The organism is Serratia sp. BNK-17, assembly GCF_048684935.1.
Classification (GTDB): domain Bacteria; phylum Pseudomonadota; class Gammaproteobacteria; order Enterobacterales; family Enterobacteriaceae; genus Serratia; species Serratia nematodiphila.
Genome location: NZ_JBLQTR010000001.1, coordinates 979337 through 1001496, shown reverse-complemented (window position 1 = coordinate 1001496; position 22160 = coordinate 979337). Strand labels below are relative to the sequence as shown.

General features: G+C 61.1%; 24 protein-coding genes and 3 tRNA genes. 19 read left to right on the top strand and 8 right to left on the bottom strand.

Features of this window, described 5'->3' with window-relative positions; all coding sequences use genetic code 11:
* The first annotated feature begins 1 nt into the window (after nt 1).
* From ACMGF7_RS04890 to fucP, 5 genes are read left to right on the top strand one after another with little or no spacing between them, the layout of a single operon-like run.
* A complete protein-coding gene (locus tag ACMGF7_RS04890; RefSeq protein WP_044029743.1) occupies nt 2-1279 on the top strand; it encodes an L-fuconate dehydratase in 1278 nt (425 codons plus the stop codon).
* Between the two features lie 14 nt (nt 1280-1293).
* The gene (locus tag ACMGF7_RS04885; protein WP_164095928.1) at nt 1294-2157 is read left to right on the top strand and encodes an amidohydrolase family protein; all 864 of its coding nucleotides are present in this window, start codon (nt 1294-1296) and stop codon (nt 2155-2157) included.
* Nucleotides 2135-2911, top strand: coding sequence for an SDR family oxidoreductase (locus tag ACMGF7_RS04880; protein WP_075684790.1), 777 nt, complete (start codon nt 2135-2137; stop codon nt 2909-2911). The genes ACMGF7_RS04885 and ACMGF7_RS04880 overlap by 23 nt, the downstream gene beginning before the upstream one ends.
* A complete protein-coding gene (locus tag ACMGF7_RS04875) occupies nt 2908-3267 on the top strand; it encodes an L-rhamnose mutarotase (RefSeq protein WP_075684791.1) in 360 nt (119 codons plus the stop codon). Before ACMGF7_RS04880 ends, ACMGF7_RS04875 begins: the two co-directional genes overlap by 4 nt.
* A 40-nt stretch (nt 3268-3307) precedes the next feature.
* Nucleotides 3308-4537, top strand: coding sequence for an L-fucose:H+ symporter permease (fucP, locus tag ACMGF7_RS04870; RefSeq protein WP_164095926.1), 1230 nt, complete (start codon nt 3308-3310; stop codon nt 4535-4537).
* Nucleotide 4538: 1 nt separating this feature from the next.
* Here the strand turns inward: fucP and ACMGF7_RS04865 are convergent, their stop codons facing one another.
* Nucleotides 4539-5741: an MFS transporter gene (locus tag ACMGF7_RS04865; RefSeq protein WP_049239764.1), complete on the bottom strand. Its 1203-nt coding sequence runs from the start codon at nt 5739-5741 to the stop codon at nt 4539-4541.
* A gap of 108 nt (nt 5742-5849) precedes the next feature.
* On the opposite strand from ACMGF7_RS04865, the gene ACMGF7_RS04860 reads away from it, so the two are divergent.
* Entirely contained in the window at nt 5850-6761 is a 912-nt protein-coding gene (locus ACMGF7_RS04860) for a LysR family transcriptional regulator (protein WP_164095949.1), read from the top strand.
* Between the two features lie 10 nt (nt 6762-6771).
* On the opposite strand, the gene ACMGF7_RS04855 is transcribed toward ACMGF7_RS04860, so the two are convergent.
* Nucleotides 6772-7968 (bottom strand): MFS transporter, encoded by a 1197-nt coding sequence (locus ACMGF7_RS04855; RefSeq protein ID WP_164095925.1) that lies wholly within the window; start codon nt 7966-7968, stop codon nt 6772-6774.
* Nucleotides 7969-8105: 137 nt separating this feature from the next.
* Here ACMGF7_RS04855 and ACMGF7_RS04850 point away from each other — a divergent pair, with 137 nt between their 5' ends.
* A complete protein-coding gene (locus ACMGF7_RS04850) occupies nt 8106-8702 on the top strand; it encodes a TetR/AcrR family transcriptional regulator (protein ID WP_049239767.1) in 597 nt (198 codons plus the stop codon).
* A 37-nt stretch (nt 8703-8739) separates the two neighbouring features.
* Here the strand turns inward: ACMGF7_RS04850 and ACMGF7_RS04845 are convergent, their stop codons facing one another.
* Nucleotides 8740-9819 carry a GGDEF domain-containing protein gene (locus tag ACMGF7_RS04845; protein ID WP_033645665.1) on the bottom strand — a complete coding sequence of 360 codons (1080 nt, stop codon included), beginning with the start codon at nt 9817-9819 and terminating at the stop codon, nt 8740-8742.
* Between the two features lie 258 nt (nt 9820-10077).
* Between ACMGF7_RS04845 and ACMGF7_RS04840 the strand changes: the two genes are divergently transcribed.
* Entirely contained in the window at nt 10078-10362 is a 285-nt protein-coding gene (locus ACMGF7_RS04840; RefSeq protein ID WP_004933115.1) for a DUF1435 domain-containing protein, read from the top strand.
* An 89-nt stretch (nt 10363-10451) separates the two neighbouring features.
* Here the strand turns inward: ACMGF7_RS04840 and ACMGF7_RS04835 are convergent.
* From ACMGF7_RS04835 to ACMGF7_RS04820, 4 genes are all read right to left on the bottom strand, one after another.
* Nucleotides 10452-10538, bottom strand: a tRNA-Leu gene (locus ACMGF7_RS04835).
* A 42-nt stretch (nt 10539-10580) separates the two neighbouring features.
* A tRNA-Leu gene (locus ACMGF7_RS04830) sits at nt 10581-10667 on the bottom strand.
* Nucleotides 10668-10703: 36 nt separating this feature from the next.
* Nucleotides 10704-10790 (bottom strand) — tRNA-Leu (locus ACMGF7_RS04825).
* 72 nt (nt 10791-10862) lie between these two features.
* On the bottom strand, nt 10863-11807 hold the full coding sequence (locus ACMGF7_RS04820) for a LysR family transcriptional regulator (protein WP_273890206.1): 945 nt from the start codon (nt 11805-11807) through the stop codon (nt 10863-10865).
* A gap of 118 nt (nt 11808-11925) precedes the next feature.
* Here ACMGF7_RS04820 and ACMGF7_RS04815 point away from each other — a divergent pair, with 118 nt between their 5' ends.
* Complete coding sequence (locus ACMGF7_RS04815) at nt 11926-12918, top strand: aldo/keto reductase (protein WP_164095527.1); 993 nt, start codon at nt 11926-11928, stop codon at nt 12916-12918.
* 50 nt (nt 12919-12968) lie between these two features.
* Here the strand turns inward: ACMGF7_RS04815 and rsmC are convergent, their stop codons facing one another.
* Entirely contained in the window at nt 12969-14009 is a 1041-nt protein-coding gene (gene rsmC / locus ACMGF7_RS04810) for a 16S rRNA (guanine(1207)-N(2))-methyltransferase RsmC (RefSeq protein WP_031300418.1), read from the bottom strand.
* Between the two features lie 146 nt (nt 14010-14155).
* Between rsmC and ACMGF7_RS04805 the strand changes: the two genes are divergently transcribed.
* From ACMGF7_RS04805 to ACMGF7_RS04760, 10 genes are all read left to right on the top strand, one after another.
* Entirely contained in the window at nt 14156-14593 is a 438-nt protein-coding gene (locus tag ACMGF7_RS04805) for a DNA polymerase III subunit psi (RefSeq protein WP_021505387.1), read from the top strand.
* Nucleotides 14538-14981 (top strand): ribosomal protein S18-alanine N-acetyltransferase, encoded by a 444-nt coding sequence (rimI, locus tag ACMGF7_RS04800; RefSeq protein ID WP_019454982.1) that lies wholly within the window; start codon nt 14538-14540, stop codon nt 14979-14981. The genes ACMGF7_RS04805 and rimI overlap by 56 nt, the downstream gene beginning before the upstream one ends.
* A gap of 155 nt (nt 14982-15136) precedes the next feature.
* Nucleotides 15137-15442: a helix-turn-helix domain-containing protein gene (locus ACMGF7_RS04795; RefSeq protein ID WP_019454983.1), complete on the top strand. Its 306-nt coding sequence runs from the start codon at nt 15137-15139 to the stop codon at nt 15440-15442.
* Between the two features lie 3 nt (nt 15443-15445).
* Nucleotides 15446-16711, top strand: coding sequence for a type II toxin-antitoxin system HipA family toxin (locus tag ACMGF7_RS04790; protein WP_015376588.1), 1266 nt, complete (start codon nt 15446-15448; stop codon nt 16709-16711).
* Between the two features lie 146 nt (nt 16712-16857).
* Nucleotides 16858-18447, top strand: coding sequence for a peptide chain release factor 3 (gene prfC, locus ACMGF7_RS04785; RefSeq protein ID WP_004933094.1), 1590 nt, complete (start codon nt 16858-16860; stop codon nt 18445-18447).
* A gap of 515 nt (nt 18448-18962) precedes the next feature.
* Nucleotides 18963-19577: a molecular chaperone OsmY gene (gene osmY, locus ACMGF7_RS04780; RefSeq protein ID WP_004933091.1), complete on the top strand. Its 615-nt coding sequence runs from the start codon at nt 18963-18965 to the stop codon at nt 19575-19577.
* Between the two features lie 161 nt (nt 19578-19738).
* A complete protein-coding gene (locus ACMGF7_RS04775) occupies nt 19739-19900 on the top strand; it encodes a DUF1328 domain-containing protein (protein WP_004933089.1) in 162 nt (53 codons plus the stop codon).
* A gap of 68 nt (nt 19901-19968) precedes the next feature.
* Nucleotides 19969-20154: a CsbD family protein gene (locus ACMGF7_RS04770; RefSeq protein WP_004933086.1), complete on the top strand. Its 186-nt coding sequence runs from the start codon at nt 19969-19971 to the stop codon at nt 20152-20154.
* 10 nt (nt 20155-20164) lie between these two features.
* The gene (locus ACMGF7_RS04765) at nt 20165-21283 is read left to right on the top strand and encodes a patatin-like phospholipase family protein (RefSeq protein ID WP_033631741.1); all 1119 of its coding nucleotides are present in this window, start codon (nt 20165-20167) and stop codon (nt 21281-21283) included.
* Nucleotides 21280-22062 carry a TatD family hydrolase gene (locus tag ACMGF7_RS04760; protein WP_049241943.1) on the top strand — a complete coding sequence of 261 codons (783 nt, stop codon included), beginning with the start codon at nt 21280-21282 and terminating at the stop codon, nt 22060-22062. The genes ACMGF7_RS04765 and ACMGF7_RS04760 overlap by 4 nt, the downstream gene beginning before the upstream one ends.
* Nucleotides 22063-22160 lie beyond the last annotated feature (98 nt).

Here is a 22160-nt window from a genome sequence, read left to right as displayed (position 1 = left end):
CATGACCACCATTACCGCACTGCGGGTTGAAGACATTCGTTTCCCCACCTCGTTGGGGCTGGACGGATCCGACGCCATGAATCCGGATCCCGACTATTCCGCCGCCTACGTGATCCTGGAGACCGATCGCGCGGATCTCAGCGGCCACGGGCTGACGTTCACCATCGGCCGCGGCAACGAGATCTGCTGCGCGGCGATCCGCGCGCTGGAACATCAGATCGTCGGCGAGCGGCTGGAGGATATCGCCGCCGACATGGGCGCCTTCTGGCGGCGCTTCACCAGCGACAGCCAGCTGCGCTGGATCGGACCGGACAAAGGCGCTATTCACCTGGCGACCGGCGCGGTGGTTAACGCGGTGTGGGATCTGTGGGCCAAATCGGTCGGCAAACCGGTGTGGCGGCTGGTGGCGGAGATGACGCCGGAGGAGCTGGTGCGCTGCATCGACTTCCGTTACATCACCGACTGCATCACGCCGCAGGAAGCGCTGGCGCTGCTCAAGCAGCGGGCCGAGGGCAAAGAACGCCGCCTGGAACGGCTGCTGCAGGAAGGGTATCCCTGCTACACCACTTCGGCAGGGTGGTTGGGTTATCCGGACGATAAGCTGCGCCGCCTGTGCCAGGAAGCGGTCGACGCCGGTTTCTCCTACCTGAAGCTGAAGGTTGGGCGCGATCTGGAAGACGACATTCGCCGGGTGCGCATCGCCCGTGAGGTGATCGGCCCGGATCGCCGGCTGATGATCGACGCCAACCAGGTGTGGGAAGTCGATGAAGCCATTCCGTGGGTGAAACATCTGGCGTTCGCCAAGCCCTGGTTTATCGAAGAGCCGACCAGCCCGGACGACGTGGAAGGGCATCGCCGCATCCGCGAAGGGGTGGCGCCGGTCAAGGTGGCTACCGGCGAGATGTGCCAGAACCGTATCATGTTCAAGCAGTTCATCATGCGCGGCGCGGTGGACGTGGTGCAGATCGACGCCTGTCGCCTCGGCGGCGTCAACGAAGTGTTGGCGGTGATGCTGATGGCGGCCAAATACCAACTGCCGGTCTGCCCGCACGCCGGCGGCGTCGGGCTGTGCGAATACGTGCAGCACCTGTCGATGATCGACTTCCTGTGCATCGCCGGCACCCACGAAGGCCGGGTGATCGAGTACGTCGATCATTTGCATGAACACTTTGTCGATCCCTGCGTGATCAACGGCGCGGCCTACATGCCGCCGAGCCGGCCCGGTTACTCGATCGAGATGCATCCGGCGTCGATCGAGCAGTATCGGTTCCGCGGGTGAAGCGGGGGGATCGCATGCCGCGCATCGACGCTCACCAGCACTACTGGCGCTACCACCCGCAGCATTACCCGTGGATCGACGAGCGGATGCGCGTGCTGCGGCAGGATTTCGATCCGCCCCGGCTGCGGCCGCTGTTGCAGGAACACGGTTTCGACAGCGCGCTGGCGGTGCAGGCGCGCCCCAGCGAGGAAGAGACGCTGGCCTTGCTGGCGCTGGCTGAGCAGAGCGAGGGCGTATGCGGCGTGGTGGGGTGGCTGGATATCGCTTCGCCACAGCTGGCGCAGCGTCTGGAAACTTTGCGGCCTTATCGCGCGCTGCGCGGGGTGCGCCATCAGGTGCAGGACGAAGCGGATCCGGCGGCCTGGCTGGCGCGGCCGGAGGTGGAACGCGGCATGCAAACGCTGCAGCGCGCCGGGTATGTGTACGAGATCCTGGTGACGCACCGGCATCTGGCGGCAGCGGCGGCGTTCGCCGCCTGCCACGATGAACACTGGCTGGTGTTGGATCATCTCGGCAAGCCGGACATCGCGCGCGGCGTGCGGCACTGGGCGCAGCAAATCCGGCCGCTGGCGGCGCTGCCGCACGTGGCCTGCAAGCTGTCGGGGTTGATCACCGAGGCGCCGGGCGGGCGGTGGCGGGCGGAGGAGCTGCTGCCGTTCTTCGACGCCGCGCTGGAGGCTTTCGGCCCGCAGCGGCTGATGTTCGGCTCCGACTGGCCGGTGTGCCTGTTGGCCGGCGACTACCGCCAGGTGGTGCAACTGTGCGAACAGGCGCTGTCGACGCTGGGGGCCGCCGAGCAGGCGGCGATTTGGGGCGGCACCGCCTGGCGAATTTACGGTTTAACGGAGTCTGGTTATGGATCTGTATCTGCAAGATAAGGTGGTGTTGGTTACCGGCGGCGGTTCCGGCATTGGCGCGGCGATTTCTCATGTGCTGGCCGAGGAAGGGGCGATCCCGGTGCTGGTCACTAACGCCGCGCCGGAGGCGGCGCTGCTGGCCGATTTGCAGCGGCTGCAGCCGCGCACCGAGGTGATCCTCACCGAATTGTGCGACGAGGCGGCCTGCCGCCGGGCGGTCAGCCATACGCTGGCGACCTTCGGCCGCATCGACGGGCTGGTGAATAACGCCGGGGTCAATGACGGCGTCGGGCTGGAGGCGGGGCGCGAGGCGTTCGTCGGCTCGCTGGAAAAGAACCTGGTGCACTACTACCTGATGGCGCACCTGTGCCAGGCGGCGCTGCGGGAGAGCCGGGGTGCCATCGTCAACATCGCCTCCAAGACCGCGCTCAGCGGTCAGGGGGGCACCAGCGGTTACACCGCCGCCAAGGGCGCGGTGCTGGCACTGACGCGCGAATGGGCGGTATCGCTGCGCCATGACGGGGTGCGGGTGAACGCGGTGGTGCCGGCGGAGGTGATCACCCCGCAGTACCAGCGCTGGCTCAACACCTTCGCCGAGCCGCAGCGGCAGATGGAGAAAATCACCGCGCGCATCCCGTTCGGGCAACGCATGACCACGCCGCAGGAGATCGCCGACACCGTGGCGTTTCTGCTGTCGTCGCGGTCATCGCACACCACCGGGCAGTGGCTGTCGGTGGACGGCGGCTACCTGCATCTCGATCGGGCGCTGACGTGAGCGGCGCGGCGACAGGGCGGCGCCGTTTCTGCCAGGCGCTCGATCTGATTGACTCACCGGCGCTGATTGCGGAGTACCAGCAGCATCATCAGCGCATTTGGCCGGGCATCGCCGCGCATTTGCGCGAGCACGGCATTCTGGACATGGAGATTTACCGGTTGGGCACCCGGCTGTTCATGATTGTGGAGGTCAGCGCCGATTTCGACGCCGCGCGTTTTGACGCCGCCAGCCTGAACAACCCCGAAGTACAGCGATGGGAAGCGCTGATGTGGCACTACCAGGCCGCCACCCCCTGGACGCCGCAGGGCGAAAAATGGGTGGAAATGGCGCGGATTTTCTCTCTGCAACAGCAATAACGCCAACATCATCATCGCCAGACGATACGAGGGTATCACCATGCTTGCTGAAAAAAGTGCGGCCTCCGCGCAGCCGGGCGTCCCCGTGACCGCCAATCTGCGCTGGGCCTTTATCCTGGTCACCAGCCTGTTCTTCATGTGGGGGCTGTCCTACGGCCTGCTGGACGTATTAAACAAACATTTTCAGGAGACGTTGCACGTCACCAAGGCGCAGTCGGGGCTGCTGCAGGCGGCCTACTTCGGCGCCTATTTCCTGGTGGCGCTGCCCGCCGGGTACTTTATGGATCGCAAGGGTTATAAGGCGGGCATTCTGGTCGGGCTGTGCCTGTACGCGCTGGGGGCGCTGCTGTTCGTGCCGGCGGCGTCGGCCAACAGCTTCGGCGTGTTCCTGTTTGCGCTGTTCGTTATCGCCAGCGGCCTGGGCTGTCTGGAAACGGCCGCCAACCCTTACGCCACGGTGCTGGGCGACGCGCAGGGCGCCGAACGGCGGCTCAACCTGGCGCAGTCGTTCAACGGCCTCGGGCAGTTTATCGGCCCGCTGATCGGCGGCACGCTGTTCTTCTCCGCCGGCCAGTCCGCCGGCGACGGCGATCAGAGCGCGGTGAAGATGACCTATGTGGCGATCGCCGCGCTGGTGTTGCTGATCGCGCTGTTGTTCAGCCGCACCCGGCTGCCGGCGATCCGCGAAGAGGAAAAACCGGTGCACGGCGTGATAGCGCAGGGATTGTGGCAGCATCCGCATTTCGTCGGCGGGGTTATCACACAGTTCTTTTACGTGGCGGCGCAGGTGGGCGTGGGAGCGTTCTTCATCAACTACGCCACCGAGCACTGGCGCGAGGTGTCTAACCAGAACGCCTCTTACCTGCTGTCGATCGCCATGATCTGCTTTATGGTCGGGCGCTTCTTCAGCACCTGGCTGATGGGGCGAGTCAAACCGGCGACGCTGCTGGCGGCCTATGCGCTGATCAACATCGCGCTGTGCGGCGTGGTGATGCTGAGCGTCGACGGCGTGTCGGTGGTGGCGCTGATCGCGGTGTTCTTCTTTATGTCGATCATGTTCCCGACCATTTTCGCCCTGGGGGTGAAAAATCTGGGCAAGCACACCAAGCGCGCCAGCTCGTTCATGATCATGGCGATCGTCGGCGGCGCCATCATGCCGTACTTTATGGGGGCGCTGGCCGACCGTTACAGCACCGCGCTCTCTTATCTGCTGCCGCTGCTGTGCTTCGCGGTGGTGCTGGTTTACGGCCTGCGGCAGCGCCGCGCCTGATTCATCCCGGCGGCGAATCGGCCTTCGCCGCCGCTTTCGGCATCTGCCGCCGGGCCCCCATCAGGATCGCCAACGCCAGCAGCAGCACCAGGCCGGACAGCGCGCCGTTTATCGTCAAGCTTCCGGCGTCCACCACCAGCCCGCCCGCCAGCGAACCGCAGGAAATCGCCAGATTAAACAGCGCGATATACAGCGAAGAGGCGACCTCGACCGCATCGGGCGCCGCCTTGAGCATCCACGCCATCAACGAAACGGAAACGCCGCCGTAGGCAAGGCCCCACAGCAGGAGGAAGGCGCCGCCGCTCAGCGGCGCGTGGCCCAGCAGCGGCAGCAGCAGGGCGGCGAGCGCCAGCCCGAGGGCGATCAGCGCCAGGGTGCGGCGCAGCCGTTTGGCGGCGGCCTGGCCGGCGATGAAATTCCCGACGAGGCCGGCGACGCCGTAGGCGAACAGCAGCGGCCCCACCCAGCGGCTCTCGATGCCGGAGACCGTCTGCAGCAGCGGACGGACAAAGGTGTAAGCCATAAAGTGACCGGCGACCAGCAAAAACGTCAGCAGCAGCCCGGTCAGCAGCCGGCGATTCGCGCGCTGCGCGGTGAACGACCTCCAGCTTATCGCCTGCGTGACCGGCAGCGGCGGCAGCACGCATACCAGCAGCAGCAGGGTCAGCGCCGCCAGAACGGCGACCGCCAGAAACGCCAGGCGCCAGCCCAGCGCTTCACCGAGGAATACCCCGAGCGGCACGCCGAACACCGAGGCCGCCGCTACGCCGCCGAAGATGACGGACAGCGCCAATCCGACTGAGGCCGGCGGCACCAGGCGTTCCGCCAGCCCGCCGGCGATGGCCCAGATACCGCCGATGCAAAAACCCAGCAGGATGCGCGCGGCGAACAGCAGGGCCAGGGAGGTGGCGGCGGCGGCCAGCAGGTTAGCGGCGATCAGCAGCAGCAGAAAGCCCGCCAACAGGCTGCGGCGGTCCGTGCGCCGGGCGCCCAGCACTACCAGCGGGGCGAACAGCGCGGCGAACAGGGCCGGCAGGGAAATCAGCAGCCCGGCGCGGCCGATCGTCGCGTTCAGGGTATTGACGATCGGGGTCAGCAGCCCGACGGGCAGCATTTCTGCGGTGACGACGGTAAAGGTGGACAGGCCGACCGTGAAGGTCGCCAGCCACGCTTTTGCGCCGCCGTCGGCGTGTAAGGCACTCATAATGACTCTCCCAACAGATGAAGAACCCCAGTGTATCCGCGCCAAAATGGCTGATAAACTGGCCTGAATGCGCAACATTGGGGAAAGATCGTGGCTAATTTACCGTCTATGCCGTTGGATAACCTGACCGACCTGCTGGTGTTCATTCGCGTCGCCGATGCCCGCAGCTTCACGCTGGCGGCCGAGAGGCTGGGCATCTCCCGTTCGGCGGCGGGCAAATGCGTGACCCGATTGGAGGCGCGATTGGCGACCCGGCTGCTGCAGCGCACCACGCGCAGCGTCAGCCTGACCGAAGACGGCGCGGTGTTTTACGAGTATGCACAGCGTATCCTGTCGCAGGCCGAAGAGGCGGAAACGGCGCTCAATACGCGGCGGCAAACCCCGCGCGGGCGGCTGCGGCTGGATGTGCCGGTCTCGCTGGGGCGGTTGCATATTCTGCCGATTTTGCGGGAGTTTTTGGCGCAGTGGCCGGAGGTGGACGCCGACGTCAGCTTCTCCGACGATTACAGCGATTTGGTGCGCGACGGCATCGACGTGGCGATCCGCGTCGGCGGCAGCGACGACAGCCGACTGGTGCGGCGGGTGCTCGCGCCGCATCGCCTGATCACCTGCGCGGCGCCGGACTATCTGGCGCGGCACGGTACGCCTGCGAAACCGGAGGCGTTGGGCGATCACGAGACGCTGGTCTTCAGCCACCAGGGATTGCCGGCGCCCTGGCGCTATCGGGTTAACGGTCAACTGCACGAACAGCCGGTGCGCGGCCGGATGCGTTTCAACAACGTCGAGGCATTGCGGGATGCGGCCGTCGCCGGGGCCGGTCTGTGTCAGGTAGGGGCGTTTCTGGTCGGTGAGCAGATTGCGGCCGGCACGCTGGTGCCGATACTGGAGCGCTATTGTCGCCCGGGGCCGCCGATCTGCGCCGTCTATCCCAGCCGGCGCCACCTTTCCCCCAAGGTGAAACTGTTTCTGGCGGCGATCGAACGGCGCTGGCAGGGCAAGGCGATTTGGGAAAGCGCCTAGCGCGAGCGGTTCATGCCGCTTGCACGGCCAGCGTTCGCCGCATTAAGCGATAGCCGCCGGCCGCCACCAGCAGTACGACCAGGCCGGCCGTGAGCGTGACGCCAAAGCCGGCCTTGATCCCCACCGCATCGATCGCCAGCCCCGCCAAGGCGGCGCCGAGCGCCACGCCAACCCCCAGGCCGGTCACCATCCAGGTCAATCCTTCCGTCAAACGTGAAGGCGGCACGAGGCGTTCAACCAACCCCATGGCGACGATCATGGTCGGCGCGAAAAACAGTCCGGCGACAAACATCGCCGCCGCCAGCGTTAAGACATTGTGCACCCACAGCAGCGGCAGCGTGGTGAGTGCGGTGGCGAAGGCGGCGTATAAGAACTGCCGAGGCAATGGGGACGGCAGCTTTATTGCGCCGAAAATCAGCCCGGCGAGGCAGGAGCCGCCTGCGTAAACCGACAGCACGATGCTGGCGGCGGCCGGCTGCCCCTGCTGCTCGGCGAAGGCCACGCTGATGACGTCCACGGTGCCGACGATGGTGCCCAGCGCGATCAGCGCCAGCACCAGGATCTGCATCGACGGCATGGCCAGGATGGCGCGCTGCCGCTGGTTATTGCGGGGATAAACCGGGGGCTGAGTGCTTTTTTGCCAGGCGAATGCCGAAACGCCCGCCACCAGAAGCAGCGCGGCCGCCAGAGGGCCGGCCTCAGGGAAGAGCGCAACGCTGAGCCCCACGGCGATCGGCGGGCCGACGATAAAGGCCACTTCGTCCAACACCGACTCGAATGAAAACGCCGTGTGCAGCTGCGGCGTGCCGCGATAAATTTCGCTCCAGCGGGCTCTGACCATCGCGGAGATGCTGGGCATGCCGCCCGCGAGCGCGGCGAAGACGAACAGCGTCCAGTCCGGCGCCCGATAGTGGGTGCAGATCAGCAGCAGCAACAGGGCGAGTGCGCTGACCCCGGTGGCGTAGGGCAGCACGCGGTTTTGGCCGTAGCGGTCCGCCGCGCGTGCGATTTGCGGCGCGAGCAGCGCCATGGAAAAGGCGAATGTCGCCGCCACCGCACCCGCCAGCCAATAGGAGCCGCGTACCTGCGAAAGCATGGTGATGATGCCGATACCGGTCATTGAGATCGGCAGGCGCGCGATCAACCCGGCAGAGGAAAACGCCTTGCTGCCCGGTGCGCTGAACAGTGTGAAATAAGGATTTGCCATGAATAGGGCTCCTGAATGTTGGCGGCTCGGTATTCGCGCAATGCCCATCATTGACATACGCCACGTATGTTACGTTAATTGACATACATGGCGTATGTCAATTATAACGTCATCAATGGCGAGACGGGAGTGAATCCATGGCACGTAAAGCGCGCACAGAAATGATTGAAGAAACCCGGCGTAAGCTGGTGGCGGCCGCCCGTCAGCAGTTCGGCGGCGTGGGGTATGCCGAGACGGTGATGGATGAGCTTACTGCGCAAGCCGGTATGACGCGCGGTGCGCTCTATCACCATTTTGGCGACAAGAAGGGATTGTTTTTGGCCGTCGTGCAGGAAATCGACGCCGAAATGGATGCGCGCCTGGCCGACATTACCGCGAACACGCCAGATGACTGGGAGGCCTTCGCGGGGCGTTGCCGCGGTTATCTGATCATGATGACGGAGCCGCAATCGCAGCGCATTCTGTTGCGCGATTCGCCCTCGGTGCTGGGAGCCGACTATCTGCAGGCCAGCAAACTGGGTTGCATCACCTGGATGACGGGGGCCTTACAGGCGTTGATGGCGCAGCGGCGTATCGCTACCGCCGAACCGGAAGCGCTGGCGCATTTAATCAATGGCGGCCTGATGGATGCTGCGCTGTGGGTCGCCCATCAGCCGGAAAAAGACGTGGCGCTGGAGCAGGCCTTGGCCAGTTTGAACCTGTTGTTGAACGGGCTGCGTTCCACCTCTGCTTAAGTTTTACTGGCGGCCGCCGCGCCGTTTCGGCGGCGGCTTAAGGGTGAATGACGACGGGCTGGACGTTTTGCGCCAGCTGGATATTGTTGCGGCCGCTGTGTTTCGCCAGATAGAGCGCGGCGTCGGCTGCGCCTATCGCCGATTCGATGTCCAGTTTTTCCAGCGCGGAGATGCCGGCGCTAAGCGTCAGCGTGCCGCTGTGCTGCGGGCTGGCGCCGTGCGGGATGTTCAGTTCCGCCACGCGTTGGCGCACTCGCTCGGCCAGCTGCGCCGCGTAGCCTTCGTGCACGTTGGTCAGCAGCACCAAAAACTCTTCCCCGCCGTAACGCACCACGATATCGCGCGAACGCACCGCATCGCGGATGGCGACCGCCACCTGCACCAAAGCCCGATCGCCCATGGCGTGGCCGTAGCTGTCGTTGTAGACCTTGAAGTGGTCGATATCCAGCAATAGCACGTAATGGTGGCCGGTTTGCGGTTCCAGCAGCATAGTGATCTTATTCTCCAGCCCACGTCGGTTATAAAGGCCGGTCAGGGGATCGAGCATGCTCAAATTATTGAATTTGTCCCGCTCGTTATACAGGTTGGCCACCAGCGCGTGGGTAAAGATTTCACTGCGTTTCAACATCAGGTGATGAATGGAGAAAGCGATAATAGGTAATAGCGTGGTGAATAATATCCGCAGGGTATTATGCATGCCGTCTAAAGCCAGGATCATCATTGCGGAAGGTACGGCGTGTAAACAAAAGGCGGTAAAGTTATCCGTCAGAGAAATAGCGCTGATAAAAAAGATGCTAAACAAACTAATTAATAAAAAATCTTGGTTATTCGGTAGGCAATATTGACTTTTAACGTAAATATGTGCGGCCCAGAGCAGGCCGAGTACGCTGGCGAACAGGTTGAGTTTGCACAAATATTTACGTGGCGTTTGCAGGGAAAATAGCGCCGCTACCAGACAAAATAGCGGTATACATAATAAAGGTAGGGTAAATGCGGGCGTATCCCTAAAAGGGAACAATAATGTAAATACGGAAGAGGCGGCATTCATTATCAGAAAAAGAAATAATGCCAGGCGCTGCTTGCTGTTCAGTAATTCCTGATAAGAACGGGCGTTCATACGGAGGTCACTCTTTGCAAAGTCGTTCTGTCGAATAATTAAGGTTGAGAAGCATTCCTTTGGCGCGAATATCCACTTGAATTGCATGGTTGAGGGTTGTGATTATTATCATGCAAACAGGACTAGGAATTTTCTTATGTCAAATTATCATTTTTTCCTGCTGGTGTCATCTGAGTTTGGTCAGCGCAGTGAAAATGATGCGGCGGCTAAAAAAGTGTTATATGATATTGGTTATCATTATCACTTAAGGAGGGTGTCATGCTCACTGCCATGATTGCCGCGTGCGGGCTGTGGGGCGTCAGTTGGTGCCTCGGGGATCGCCTGGCCAGCGCCTGGGGCGTTTTGCTACCTTGTGCGTTGATGCCGCTGCTGGCCTTGATCAACCTGGATATGCTGCAGTTGCGCACCCTGATCGTGATAGCGATGTTGGCCACGCTGGTGATGCTGTTCAATAGCCGGCTGCGCCACTATCTGCTGTTGCCTTCCTGCATGGCGCTGGCGGGCGGCCTGGCGGCAGTCAGCCTCAACTTCAGCTTTGGGTGAAACGCCAGAAACGGCAAAACCACGCTTAAGCGTGTTTATCATCAATGCGTTGGGATTCTTTCGAAGGAACTACCGGAGAGATCATCAATTGGTGCGAAGAGAGGGACTTGAACCCTCACGTCCGTAAGGACACTAACACCTGAAGCTAGCGCGTCTACCAATTCCGCCACCTTCGCACAGTCGATGTTGTTGCTTTGATTTATATTACGTCGCCAGCTTGGTGCGAAGAGAGGGACTTGAACCCTCACGTCCGTAAGAACACTAACACCTGAAGCTAGCGCGTCTACCAATTCCGCCACCTTCGCATCGATGCTGAGTGCAATATAAATCATGTGGTTATTTGGTGCGAAGAGAGGGACTTGAACCCTCACGTCCGTAAGGACACTAACACCTGAAGCTAGCGCGTCTACCAATTCCGCCACCTTCGCGTACCAGAAACATTACCGGAGTAACGTTACCACGGAGGCGAATTCTAGAGATTTTGGCGGGCACGTCAACAGTTATTTCCCCGCTTTGCGGGCGTTTGCTGGAAAAACAGCCATATCGCCGCTTTTCTGCTGGTCAAACAGCCAAATCAGCCAATCAATCAACACCCTGACCCGCGGCGCCAGGAAACGGCCGGGCGGATACATGATGTAAATCGGCATTGGCGGAGGCGGCGTGTCCGCCAACACTTCCACCAGCTCTCCCTGTTTCAGCCAGGGCGCCAGCGAATAGCGCGCCGCCTGAATCAATCCCATGCCGGCGCGCGCGCCGGCGATGTAGGCGTCGGCGCCGCTGACGCTGAGCCGGGCGGGCAGTTCGCGCAGTTCCAGCTTGCCGCCGCGGCAGAATTCCAGCGGGTAATCGCGGTTGCTGGCCAGGGAAAAATACCCCACCGCGCGGTGCGGCGCCAGGCTATCGATGTCGAGCGGCGTGCCGTGGGCCTGCAGGTAAGCGGGGGAAGCGCAGGTGACCTGCGGCAGCTGGGCGATGCGCCGCGCCACCAGGCTGTCGTCTTCGGTTTCCCAGGCGCGCAGCACACAGTCCACGCCTTCGCGCAACAGATCGACGTGGGTGTCGTTGGCGCCCAGCGCCAGCGTGATGTCGGGATAGCGCCGGTAGAAGTCGTCCAGCGCCGGAATCACCGCCTCGCGCGCCAGCGAATGGGGCATATCGATGCGCACTTTGCCGGACGGCTGCAGCTTATGGTGGCTGAACAACGTGTCCGCCTCTTCCAGCGCCCCCAGCAGCTGCACGCAGCGCTGGTAATAGAGACTGCCTTCGCTGGTCACCTGCACCTGGCGGGTGGTGCGGATCAGCAGGCGCACGCCCAGCCGCTGTTCCAGCCGTTTCAGCGCGTTGCTGACCGTGGCGCGCGGCAGCTGCAGGCGTTCGGCCGCCCGGCTGAAGCTGCCCAGTTCGACGATGCGGGTAAAAATGCGCATGGCTTGAACCTGATCCATGTCCACTCCGGATTGTTGGTGATTTTTGAACAGTGATGTGCAATCTGCATTATTTATCTTTGTCGCGTAAACAACCAGACTTTGCTGCGTTATCCATTCACCGCATGAGGGCTGCACAATGCAACAACGTAAACTCGGTTCCAACGGTCCCGTCGTCTCCGCCCTGGGGCTGGGGTGCATGGGCATGAGCGACTTCTATTCCACCGGCGCCGATCGGCAGGAAGCCATCGCCACGCTGCACCGGGCGCTGGAGTTGGGCGTCACGCTGCTCGACACCGCCGACATGTACGGGCCGCACACCAACGAAGAGCTGGTGGGGGAGGCGATCAGGGGCAAGCGGCAACAGGTGTTCCTGGCCACCAAGTTCGGCATCCTGCGCGATCCGGCGGATCCTTCGGCGCGCGGCGTCAGCAGCCGGCCCGAGTATATCCGGCGCTCCGTCGAGGGGAGCCTGCGGCGCTTGGGCGTGGAGGAGATCGATCTCTATTATCAGCACCGGGTCGATCCGCAAGTGCCGATCGAAGACGTCGTCGGCACGATGGCGGATCTGATCCGCGAAGGCAAGATCCGCCACATCGGCCTGAGCGAGGCGTCGGTCGCCACGCTGGAGCGGGCGCACAAGGTACATCCGATCACCGCGCTGCAGACCGAGTATTCGCTGTGGACGCGCGACGCCGAGCAGGGCGTGCTGGCGGCCTGTGAGCGCCTGGGCATCGGCTTTGTGCCCTACAGCCCGTTAGGGCGCGGTTTCCTCACCGGCGCTATCCGGCGGCCGGAGGATCTGGCCGAGGACGATTTCCGCCGCAGTAACCCGCGTTTCCAGGGGGAAAACTTCGCCCGCAACCTGGCGCTGGTGGAGAAGGTGGGCGAGCTGGCGGCGCAGAAGGGCGTCAAGCCTTCTCAGTTGGCGCTGGCCTGGGTATTGGCGCAGGGCGAACACATTGTGCCGATCCCCGGCACCAAACGCCGTCGCTATCTGGAAGAGAACGTCGCCGCGGCGGAGATAACGCTGAGCGCGACTGAACTGGCAGCGATAGAAGTGGTGTTTCCGCTGAGCGCGGCGGCCGGCGATCGCTACGGCGCGGAGTCGATGACCTATATCAACGGCTAAAAAAAAGCGCGGCCTCGGGCCGCGCTCTGTCGTTTTCCGCCAACGGCGAATTATTTCTTCTTCGGCGCGCGCGGCGGACGGCCGACGGTCGCCTGGTACACCTTGAAGCGGCCGTTCTGCGCCAGCACTTCGTGGCTGCCGAAGGTGGCGTCCAGAATGTCCGGGTAGGGCAGGAAGGCGTTGGCGACGATGCGCAGTTGACCCCCGATCGGCAGGTGCTTCACCGCGCCGCGGATCAGGGTTTCCGCGGCGGTCAGGCTGGTCTGCAGCCCGTCGTGGAACGGCGGGTTGGAGATGATCATGTCGAAACGGCCGGTGATATCGGAGTAAACGTTGCTGACGATCACTTCGCCTTCGATGCCGTTGGCGGCCAGCGTTGCGCGGCTGGATTCCACCGCGGCGGCATTGACGTCGCTGAGGGTCAGTTTCACCTTCGGCGACAGCTTGGCCATCACCGAGGCCATCACGCCGGCGCCGCAGCCGATGTCCAGCACCTTGCCTTTCATGTGTTTTTCCAGCGTCGACAGCAGCAGCGAGCTGCCGACGTCCAGGCCGTCGCGGCTGAACACGCCCGGCAGCGTTTTCACTTCCAGATCGTGCAGCTGATAGCTGTCCCACCACTCGTTCAGGTCGAACTCGGTCTGCGCGTCCAGGCGGCCGTGATACAGGCCGCAGCGGCGCGCGCTGTCGATTTTCACCAGCGCAACGTGGCCTTCCAGCGTTGGCTCGGCGCTGCGCACGCCGCTGCGGTTTTCACCGACCACGAACACGTCCACGCCTACCGGCAACAGCGCCAGGAGGTTGCACAGTTGGAATTGCGCCTCCTGCTTGCTCTTCGGCCAGTAGTAAACCAGCGTGTCGCAGTCGGCGACGAAAGCGGGATCGACGGTCAAACCGAACTGCACGTTATCGCCCATCGTCCGGTTCAGTAACTGCCAGTGATGGTAATGCTGAGTGTGGACGCGCACGTCCGCGGCCTCGAATTGGGCCGGCAGGCTGTCCTGCAGGTCGCCGGCAAACAGCACGCGGCGTTCGATAAATTCATCACTGTGGCGCAGCATGACTTCACTGGCGGGGGTTAATGCAGACATCAGATATTGGCTCCTGGAAATGAGACCGGGGATTATAGAGCTTTGTGGCGATATGTTCGACGGGTTTGTTGGCGCGGGCTGCGCGGGTTTGTTAGCATAGCGCGGCGCATGGCAGGCATGGCGCACCACAACGGGTAGGAATCGGCATGGCATCAAAACGCGACTGGCTGTTACAACAACTGGGTATTACGCAGTGGACATTGCGCCGCCCGGGCGTGTTGCAGGGCGAAGTGGCGGTCAGTCTGCCGCCCGAGGCGCGCCTGCTGGTGGTCGCGCAGACGCTGCCCGCACCCGACGATCCGCTGTTTTGCGACGTGCTGCGCAGCCTGGGGCTGACGCCGGCGCAAACCTACAGCCTGACGCCGGAACAGGCGGCGATGCTGCCTGAAGAGACCACATGCAACAGTTGGCGGCTGGGCGTGACGGAACCGCTCGCGGTCGCCGGCGCGCAGCTACACAGCCCGGCGCTGGCCGAGCTTTCCCAAGACGCGGGGGCCAAACGCGCCCTCTGGCAGCAGATTTGTCATCATGAACACGATTTCTACCCTGACGGCGGCCGACCTGGCCACAGCCTTCACCATTGAGCAAGCCAGCCACGCCTTTCCCTGGACGGAAACCACCTTCGCCAGCAATCAGGGCGATCGCTACCTTAACCTGAAGCTGAGCGCCGACGGGGAGATGGCGGGATTCGCCATCACGCAAATCGTGCTGGACGAAGCCACGCTGTTCAACATCGCCATCCATCCGCAGTGGCAGCGCCGGGGTTTTGGCCGCCTGTTGCTCAACGCGTTGATCGAACAGCTGGAGAGCCGCGGCGTGGTTACGCTGTGGCTGGAAGTCCGCGCCTCCAACCAGGCGGCGATCGCGCTGTATGAAGATCTCGGTTTCAACGAAGTCACCGTGCGCCGCAATTATTACCCGAGCGCCCACGGCCGCGAAGACGCGATCGTGATGGCGCTGCCGCTGGCGTAATCTAAAAACATCCTATTGATTGTTTTCCTCCCCTTTAACAACTGAAAAGTTGTTTCCTGATTAATTTACATCAAACAAGTTGTTTTTCGCTGTGACGACAACTAATTTGTTGTTTATTGTTGAGGAAACAATCAATGCGTTGTTTGGAGGTGGGGATGAGAAAATTATCAGAAATATCAGCGTTGCTGAAAGAAAAACGCATTGAGTTGGGCTGGAGCCAAAAAGACTTTTTGATGAAGATTGGCATGACTCAACAGCAATATCAGCGTGTTGAATCGGGCAGCGATATGCGGATGAGCACGCTGCTACGGATATTGGCGGCGATGGATTTGGAATATGTTATCGTGCCGAAAAGGTCTGTCCGTGATGTGGAGTGCTTGCTGCAACAGACTGTGAGTCATGCACCAGAAGTGAGTAACTTACAGAATTTCGAAGAAAAACTGAAAGATCTCGAGGACTAGCGAATGAAAGGGCTGCGACAGGTTGAATCGGTGCAGGCGTTAGCCTTGATATTGCATGGTGTGCGGGTGGGCGTGCTGGCGCACTACAGCGGCGGCAGAAACATCCTGACGTTTGATCCGCACTACCTCGCTTTGCCGGAGCCTGTTCGTCCCCTGTTTACGCTAAGGCAGAAGGCGCACGCGGGATATCTTGAGCAAGTTTTACAGTCATCGCAGCGCCTTCCGCCCGTCTTATCCAATTTATTGCCCGAAGGCGCACTGCGCAGTTGGTTGGCCCAGTCGTTGAAAACCCATGTGAATGAGGAGTTTCCTTTACTTGCCTGGGCCGGGGAAAACTTGCCGGGAGCGCTTGAAGCACGGCCGCTGGCCGCCAGTGATATCCCCGCTTGGGCGTTAACGTCGCGCGGAGAGCTGGAAGCCGTGCAAATTGATGTTGGAGTGGCGGCGCAGAAATTTTCTCTGGCAGGGGTACAAATGAAATTTTCCTCTGTGCGCAAAGAGGGCCGCTTCAACATTTCTTCTCAGGTGGGCGCTGATAGCTGGATCATTAAAACGCCTTCAACCGTTCATCGTCATCTCCCTGAAAATGAATATACGGCAATGCGTTTGGCGCAAGCCATCGGCGTGGATATTCCCGATATTGAGCTGGTTGAGCTGACACGGCTTGAACACTTGCCTGATATTCGCTTGGCGGATGAACCCTATGCGTATGCCATTCGTCGTTTTGACCGCAGTGAAAGTGGGCGAGTGCATACAGAAGATTTTGCCCAGATATTCGAGATCTATCCACACGACAAATACCGCGGCAAAAATTACGATCAGATAGCGGCTTATCTCTATGAGTTTGGCAGTGAATCTTTAGCGGATACGCAGCAAATGGCGCGCCGTCTGTTGGCGAATATTCTGCTCGCCAATGGCGATGCTCACGTAAAAAATTGGTCCATGATCTATCCAAACCAGGCCGATGTGCGGCTTGCTCCCGCTTATGACATCGTCACTACATTGGCTTATATCCCTGGTGAGTCTGAGGTTGCGCTCAATATGGCGAAGGAAAAACGCTGGGATAGGATCTCAATGCGAACCTTCGAGCGCTGGTCCGATCGAGTCGATATTCCCTGGCCCGCAATACGGGTGCATCTCTTGGATGCCATCGACAAGGCGCGAGCTTTGTGGCCGGCATTGTTGGCGGACCTGCCGATGGCGGACGATCACAAATCTGTATTGCGTCGGCATTGGGCCGCCTTGTCCCCCGATTTCCGCCTGTGTTAGCGGGAAATCGGATCCATTGATTGTCACCGGTTGGCAAATCGGCGAAAATGCCCGGCTGTTATCTTTTATTCACCGCTTTGCCCGGCGCCGCGATCGGCGCGTTCTGATGATGTCGCAGGGCGGACTAACCGTAGAACCTGAAAACCATGTCTCCTAGTGAATTTGCCCGCGAAGTCTCCAAAAGAAGAACTTTCGCCATCATCTCGCACCCCGATGCCGGTAAAACCACCATTACCGAAAAAGTGCTGCTGTTCGGACAGGCGATCCAGACCGCCGGTACGGTAAAAGGCCGCGGCTCCAGCCAGCACGCCAAATCCGACTGGATGGAAATGGAAAAGCAGCGCGGGATCTCGATCACCACCTCGGTGATGCAGTTCCCGTACCGTGACAGCCTGGTCAACCTGCTGGATACCCCGGGGCACGAAGACTTCTCCGAAGATACGTATCGCACCCTGACCGCGGTCGACTGCTGTCTGATGGTGATCGACGCCGCCAAGGGCGTAGAGGATCGCACCCGCAAGCTGATGGAAGTCACCCGCCTGCGCGACACGCCGATCCTGACCTTCATGAACAAACTGGACCGCGACATCCGCGATCCGATGGAAGTGATGGATGAAGTTGAGCGCGAACTGAAGATCGCCTGCTCGCCCATCACCTGGCCGATCGGCTGCGGCAAGCTGTTCAAGGGCGTTTACCACCTGTACAAGGATGAAACCTACCTGTACCAGACCGGTAAAGGCCACACCATTCAGGAAGTGCGCATCGTCAAGGGCCTGAACAACCCAGAGCTGGATGCGGCGGTGGGCGAAGATCTGGCGGCGCAGCTGCGCGATGAGCTGGAGCTGGTGCAGGGCGCTTCTCACGAGTTCGATCAGGAAGCTTTCCTGAGCGGCGAGCTGACGCCGGTATTCTTCGGTACCGCACTCGGCAACTTCGGCGTGGATCATATGCTGGACGGCCTGGTGGCCTGGGCGCCGGCGCCGATGCCGCGCAAAACCGACACCCGCGAAGTGACGGCGGCGGAAGAGAAATTCACCGGCTTCGTGTTCAAGATCCAGGCCAACATGGATCCGAAGCACCGCGACCGCGTGGCCTTTATGCGTGTGGTGTCCGGCCGTTATGAGAAGGGCATGAAGCTGCGCCAGGTGCGCACCGGCAAAGACGTGGTGATCTCCGACGCGCTGACCTTTATGGCCGGTGACCGCTCGCACGTGGAAGAAGCCTATCCGGGCGACATCATCGGTCTGCACAACCACGGCACCATTCAGATCGGCGATACCTTCACCCAGGGTGAAGACATGAAGTTCACCGGCATTCCGAACTTCGCGCCGGAACTGTTCCGCCGCATTCGCCTGCGCGATCCGCTGAAGCAGAAACAGCTGCTGAAGGGGCTGGTGCAGCTGTCCGAAGAGGGCGCGGTGCAGGTGTTCCGCCCGATCGCCAACAACGATCTGATCGTCGGCGCGGTCGGTGTGCTGCAGTTCGACGTGGTGGTGGCGCGCTTGAAGAGCGAGTACAACGTGGAAGCGCTGTATGAGTCGGTCAACGTGTCGACCGCGCGCTGGGTCGAGTGCGACGACGTGAAAAAGTTCGAAGAGTTCAAGCGCAAGAACGAGATCAACCTGGCGCTGGACGGTGGGGACAACCTGTCCTACATCGCGCCGACCATGGTGAACCTCAACCTGACGCAGGAACGCTATCCTGACGTGACCTTCCGCAAAACCCGCGAACACTGATCAATCGGCAGGGCGCCCGGTGCGCCCTGCCAACCTCCCTCATCCTCACTCCGCTAATTAATAAAACTTCCTCACCTTTTATGCCGCAAACCGATATCGCCAGGCAGCGTTCGTTAGGCCTGCGTTTTCCACCGCATGGTCTATCTTTAACGAGATGTCCGCACATTGCTTGAGAGTAAATCACTGTAATACGCTGATTGTTTGGTGAGTTATTCTGATGTGTTGCCGATAGGAGACAGTCTGTTTCCTTAAATATCAATGAGATGACTGTTTTACCGTTTCGTGTCACTTGGTCTGTCGTCAATAGGCGACAGTTTTTTGATTAAAAATCCGACTCAATGCTTTTATTGTTTGATTTTTAAGATGTTTATGGAGTTGGCACGGCGGTTGCAGTATTTCTGTCGTGAACGCTTAATCGTATAGCGATGATGAAGTATTTACCGAGAGGCCGCGTGAAGGCGGCTGAAGGGTTCCGGCGCTCTGGCGCTGGGGCCCCCAACAAAAGGAAGAGATCGATGAAAAAGACCAAATTTGCACACTCGCTGATGGCTGTTGTTTTGGGTTCTGCTTTGGTGAGCGGCACTGCGCTGGCCGAAGACAGTCTGCTCAACAAGGCGTCTAACGCCGCGGACAGTGCCGGTGCCAAAATCGATAGCTCCATGAAAAAAGTTGACGGTTACATGGATGACAGCGCGATAACGGCTAAAGTTAAAAGTGCGTTGGTGGACGATAAAACCATCAAAAGCACTGACATTTCGGTGAAAACCGAAAAAGGCACCGTGATCCTGAGCGGGTTTGTCGGCAGCCAGGCGCAGGCGGAGCATGCGGTTGCGGTTGCCGGTAAGGTGGAAGGCGTCAAAACCGTCAGCGACAAGCTGCACGTGAAAGATGAAGCCAACCAGTCGATCAAATCGTATGCCGGCGACACCGCCACCACCAGCGAGCTGAAAGCCAAGCTGCTGGCCGATGACATCGTGCCGTCGCGCAATGTGAAAGTGGAAACCACCGATGGCGTGGTGCAGCTTTCCGGTGAGGTGAAAACGCAGGCGCAGTCCGAGCGTGCCGAAAGCATCGCCAAGGCTATCGACGGCGTGAAAAGCGTGAAAAACGACCTGGTGGTCAAGCCGTAATCCCGCCAGGCGCCCGTAACAAGTAACAACAAGCCGCATCTGTCGGGCCGTGAAGGCGGCCCGACGTGTACCACCAAAAAAAGAAACTGATTTGCCGTCGATGTCCCGTTGTCGGGGCGGTAGACGGCAGCGAATTTTTTCACAATGGTAAGGAGAAGCTTATGTTTCGTTGGGGCATTATCTTTTTAGTCATCGCGCTTATCGCTGCGGCACTGGGGTTCGGTTCGCTGGCGGGCACCGCCGCCTGGGCTGCCAAAGTCGTGTTCGTTGTCGGCATCATCCTGTTCCTGGTCAGCCTGTTCACCGGCCGTCGGCGCCCTTAGCCGGCCGGCATTTTCCTGCAAACTGTAACAAAGCTTAATTCCTTTTCTCACCTCGGGGAGAGCCGGCCATGAACAGCGACATCATCGTCGGGCGCTGGAAACAGCTGAAAGGTCAGGTATGGCAGGCGTGGGCCGAATGGTCCGGCAGCGATGGTGCCTGGTTGGCCGGCAGCAATGATTTCCTCGTCGGCGTGCTGCAAGAGGATTACGGAAGAGAGCGAGACGCGGTATCCTCGGAGAAAACGTCTCACTGAGGATGCCAAGTTGGGATACAGAATACCCATCACGCTCGGCAATATAGAACCGCTGGCGTCTAAACCTTTTCGACCAGGAAAAATGGCGTTGGTCTGCGAAGGCGGCGGCCAGCGCGGCATTTTCACCGCCGGCGTGCTGGACGAGTTCCAGCGCGCGGGCTTTAACCCTTTCGATCTGCTGATCGGCACATCGGCCGGCGCTCAGAATCTGTCTGCCTATATCTGCGGGCAGATGGGCTACGCGCGTCGGGTGATCACCCGTTACACCACCTCGGCCCAGTTCTTCAATCCGCTGCGCTTTGTGCGCGGCGGGCATCTGATCGATCTCGATTGGTTGGTTGATACGGCGGCGGCGCAGATGCCGCTGGCGATGGATGTGGCGGAACAACACTTTATCGACGGGCGCGAATTCCTGCTGTGCGCCTGCCGCAGCGACGATTTCGAACCGGCCTATCTGCCGGCGCAGCGCGAACGCTGGCTGCCGGCCATCAAGGCGTCCAGCGCCATTCCCGGCTTTTACCGTCAGGGCGTGGAGTTGGACGGCGTCAGCTATCAGGACGGCGGCATCAGCGATGCGATCCCGGTGGAAGAGGCCTACCGCCGCGGTGCCGACACCATCGTGGTGATCCGCACCGTGCCTTCGCAAATGTACTACACCCCGCAGTGGATGAAGCGCATGGAGCACTGGCTGAGCGACAGCAGCCTGCAGCAGATGGTGCGCATCCTGCAGCATCATGAGCAAAGCTATCACCGCATCCAGCGCTTTATTGAGAAACCGCCGGGCAAGCTGCGCATCTTCGAGATCTTCCCGCCTAAGCCGCTGGCCAGCAATGCGCTGGGCAGCCGACTGGGGGCGCTCAATCAGGATTATCACCTGGGGCGCCGCTGCGGCCGCTACTTCCTGGCCACCGTCGGCCAGTGGATGGCGCAGCAGGAACCGGACGGTATCAAGGTGCAAAAATCGTTGTCGCGCCGCCTGATCCAGCCGGAGAACGTCAGAATGCCTTCGCCGATCGTGACCGACATCGCCATGTCACCCGATCTCACGGCGCAGCCGGAGGCTGCGGTGGCGGCGCCGAAGCTCATTCTGCCGGGCGATCTGCCGCCGGGTGAAGGGGGCGCGCTGTGAGCTACGCCTTTACTGACACCCACTGCCATTTCGATTTCCCGCCCTTTACCGGACATGAGGCCGAGAGCCTGACGCGGGCGGCAAGCGCCGGCGTGCAGCGCATCATCGTCCCGACGGTCACCGCCGATCGCTTCACGCGGGTGCTGCGGCTGGCGCAGGATCACGCGCCGCTGTTCGCCGCGCTGGGGCTGCACCCGCTGTATATCGCGCAGCATCATGAGCCGCAGCTGGAACAGCTGGCGGCGCTGTTGGCCGAACGGCCGCGCAAGCTGGTGGCGGTGGGGGAGATCGGGCTCGATCTGTATATGGACAACCCGCAGTTCGAGCGCCAGCAAAGCGTGCTGCTGGCCCAACTGAGGCTGGCGAAACAGCATGACCTGCCGGTGATCCTGCACTCGCGGCGTACCCACGATCAGCTGGCCGCGGCGCTGCGGCGCATGCAGCTGCCGCGTCGCGGCGTGGTGCACGGCTTCGCCGGCAGCCTGTCGCAGGCGCAGGCGTTTATCCGCCTCGGCTATTACATCGGCGTGGGCGGCACCATCACCTATGAGCGGGCGCAGAAAACGCGCGGCGTGATGGCGCAGCTGCCGCTTGAGGCGCTGCTGCTGGAGACGGATGCGCCGGACATGCCGCTGGCCGGCTATCAGGGGCAGCCGAATCGCCCCGAGCGCGCCGCCGAGGTGTTTCACACGCTGTGCGAGCTGCGGCCGGAACCGGCCGACGAGATCGCCGCCCATCTGCAACGCAATACCCAGTCACTGTTTGCCATGCCGGATTGACGAGCTTATAACGTGACTTGTGTCACGTTATAAGATTTTCATTTGCGTCTCGTTGTATACATTTGTGACATAAATCGGTGTGAGGGTGACCTCGCTCA

Bases quoted from the DNA above. Each gene is read 5' to 3' on its own strand.
- ACMGF7_RS04845 (WP_033645665.1), bottom strand. From the start codon at position 9,819: ATGAACGCCCGTTCTTATCAGGAATTACTGAACAGCAAGCAGCGCCTG.
- ACMGF7_RS04805 (WP_021505387.1), top strand. From the start codon at position 14,156: ATGGCATCAAAACGCGACTGGCTGTTACAACAACTGGGTATTACGCAG.
- ACMGF7_RS04840 (WP_004933115.1), top strand. From the start codon at position 10,078: ATGCTCACTGCCATGATTGCCGCGTGCGGGCTGTGGGGCGTCAGTTGG.
- ACMGF7_RS04855 (WP_164095925.1), bottom strand. From the start codon at position 7,968: ATGGCAAATCCTTATTTCACACTGTTCAGCGCACCGGGCAGCAAGGCG.
- ACMGF7_RS04820 (WP_273890206.1), bottom strand. From the start codon at position 11,807: ATGGATCAGGTTCAAGCCATGCGCATTTTTACCCGCATCGTCGAACTG.
- ACMGF7_RS04775 (WP_004933089.1), top strand. From the start codon at position 19,739: ATGTTTCGTTGGGGCATTATCTTTTTAGTCATCGCGCTTATCGCTGCG.
- prfC (WP_004933094.1), top strand. From the start codon at position 16,858: ATGTCTCCTAGTGAATTTGCCCGCGAAGTCTCCAAAAGAAGAACTTTC.
- rimI (WP_019454982.1), top strand. From the start codon at position 14,538: ATGAACACGATTTCTACCCTGACGGCGGCCGACCTGGCCACAGCCTTC.
- rsmC (WP_031300418.1), bottom strand. From the start codon at position 14,009: ATGTCTGCATTAACCCCCGCCAGTGAAGTCATGCTGCGCCACAGTGAT.
- ACMGF7_RS04890 (WP_044029743.1), top strand. From the start codon at position 2: ATGACCACCATTACCGCACTGCGGGTTGAAGACATTCGTTTCCCCACC.
- osmY (WP_004933091.1), top strand. From the start codon at position 18,963: ATGAAAAAGACCAAATTTGCACACTCGCTGATGGCTGTTGTTTTGGGT.
- ACMGF7_RS04860 (WP_164095949.1), top strand. From the start codon at position 5,850: ATGCCGTTGGATAACCTGACCGACCTGCTGGTGTTCATTCGCGTCGCC.
- ACMGF7_RS04865 (WP_049239764.1), bottom strand. From the start codon at position 5,741: ATGAGTGCCTTACACGCCGACGGCGGCGCAAAAGCGTGGCTGGCGACC.
- ACMGF7_RS04795 (WP_019454983.1), top strand. From the start codon at position 15,137: ATGAGAAAATTATCAGAAATATCAGCGTTGCTGAAAGAAAAACGCATT.
- ACMGF7_RS04790 (WP_015376588.1), top strand. From the start codon at position 15,446: ATGAAAGGGCTGCGACAGGTTGAATCGGTGCAGGCGTTAGCCTTGATA.
- ACMGF7_RS04815 (WP_164095527.1), top strand. From the start codon at position 11,926: ATGCAACAACGTAAACTCGGTTCCAACGGTCCCGTCGTCTCCGCCCTG.
- ACMGF7_RS04885 (WP_164095928.1), top strand. From the start codon at position 1,294: ATGCCGCGCATCGACGCTCACCAGCACTACTGGCGCTACCACCCGCAG.
- ACMGF7_RS04880 (WP_075684790.1), top strand. From the start codon at position 2,135: ATGGATCTGTATCTGCAAGATAAGGTGGTGTTGGTTACCGGCGGCGGT.
- ACMGF7_RS04770 (WP_004933086.1), top strand. From the start codon at position 19,969: ATGAACAGCGACATCATCGTCGGGCGCTGGAAACAGCTGAAAGGTCAG.
- fucP (WP_164095926.1), top strand. From the start codon at position 3,308: ATGCTTGCTGAAAAAAGTGCGGCCTCCGCGCAGCCGGGCGTCCCCGTG.
- ACMGF7_RS04850 (WP_049239767.1), top strand. From the start codon at position 8,106: ATGGCACGTAAAGCGCGCACAGAAATGATTGAAGAAACCCGGCGTAAG.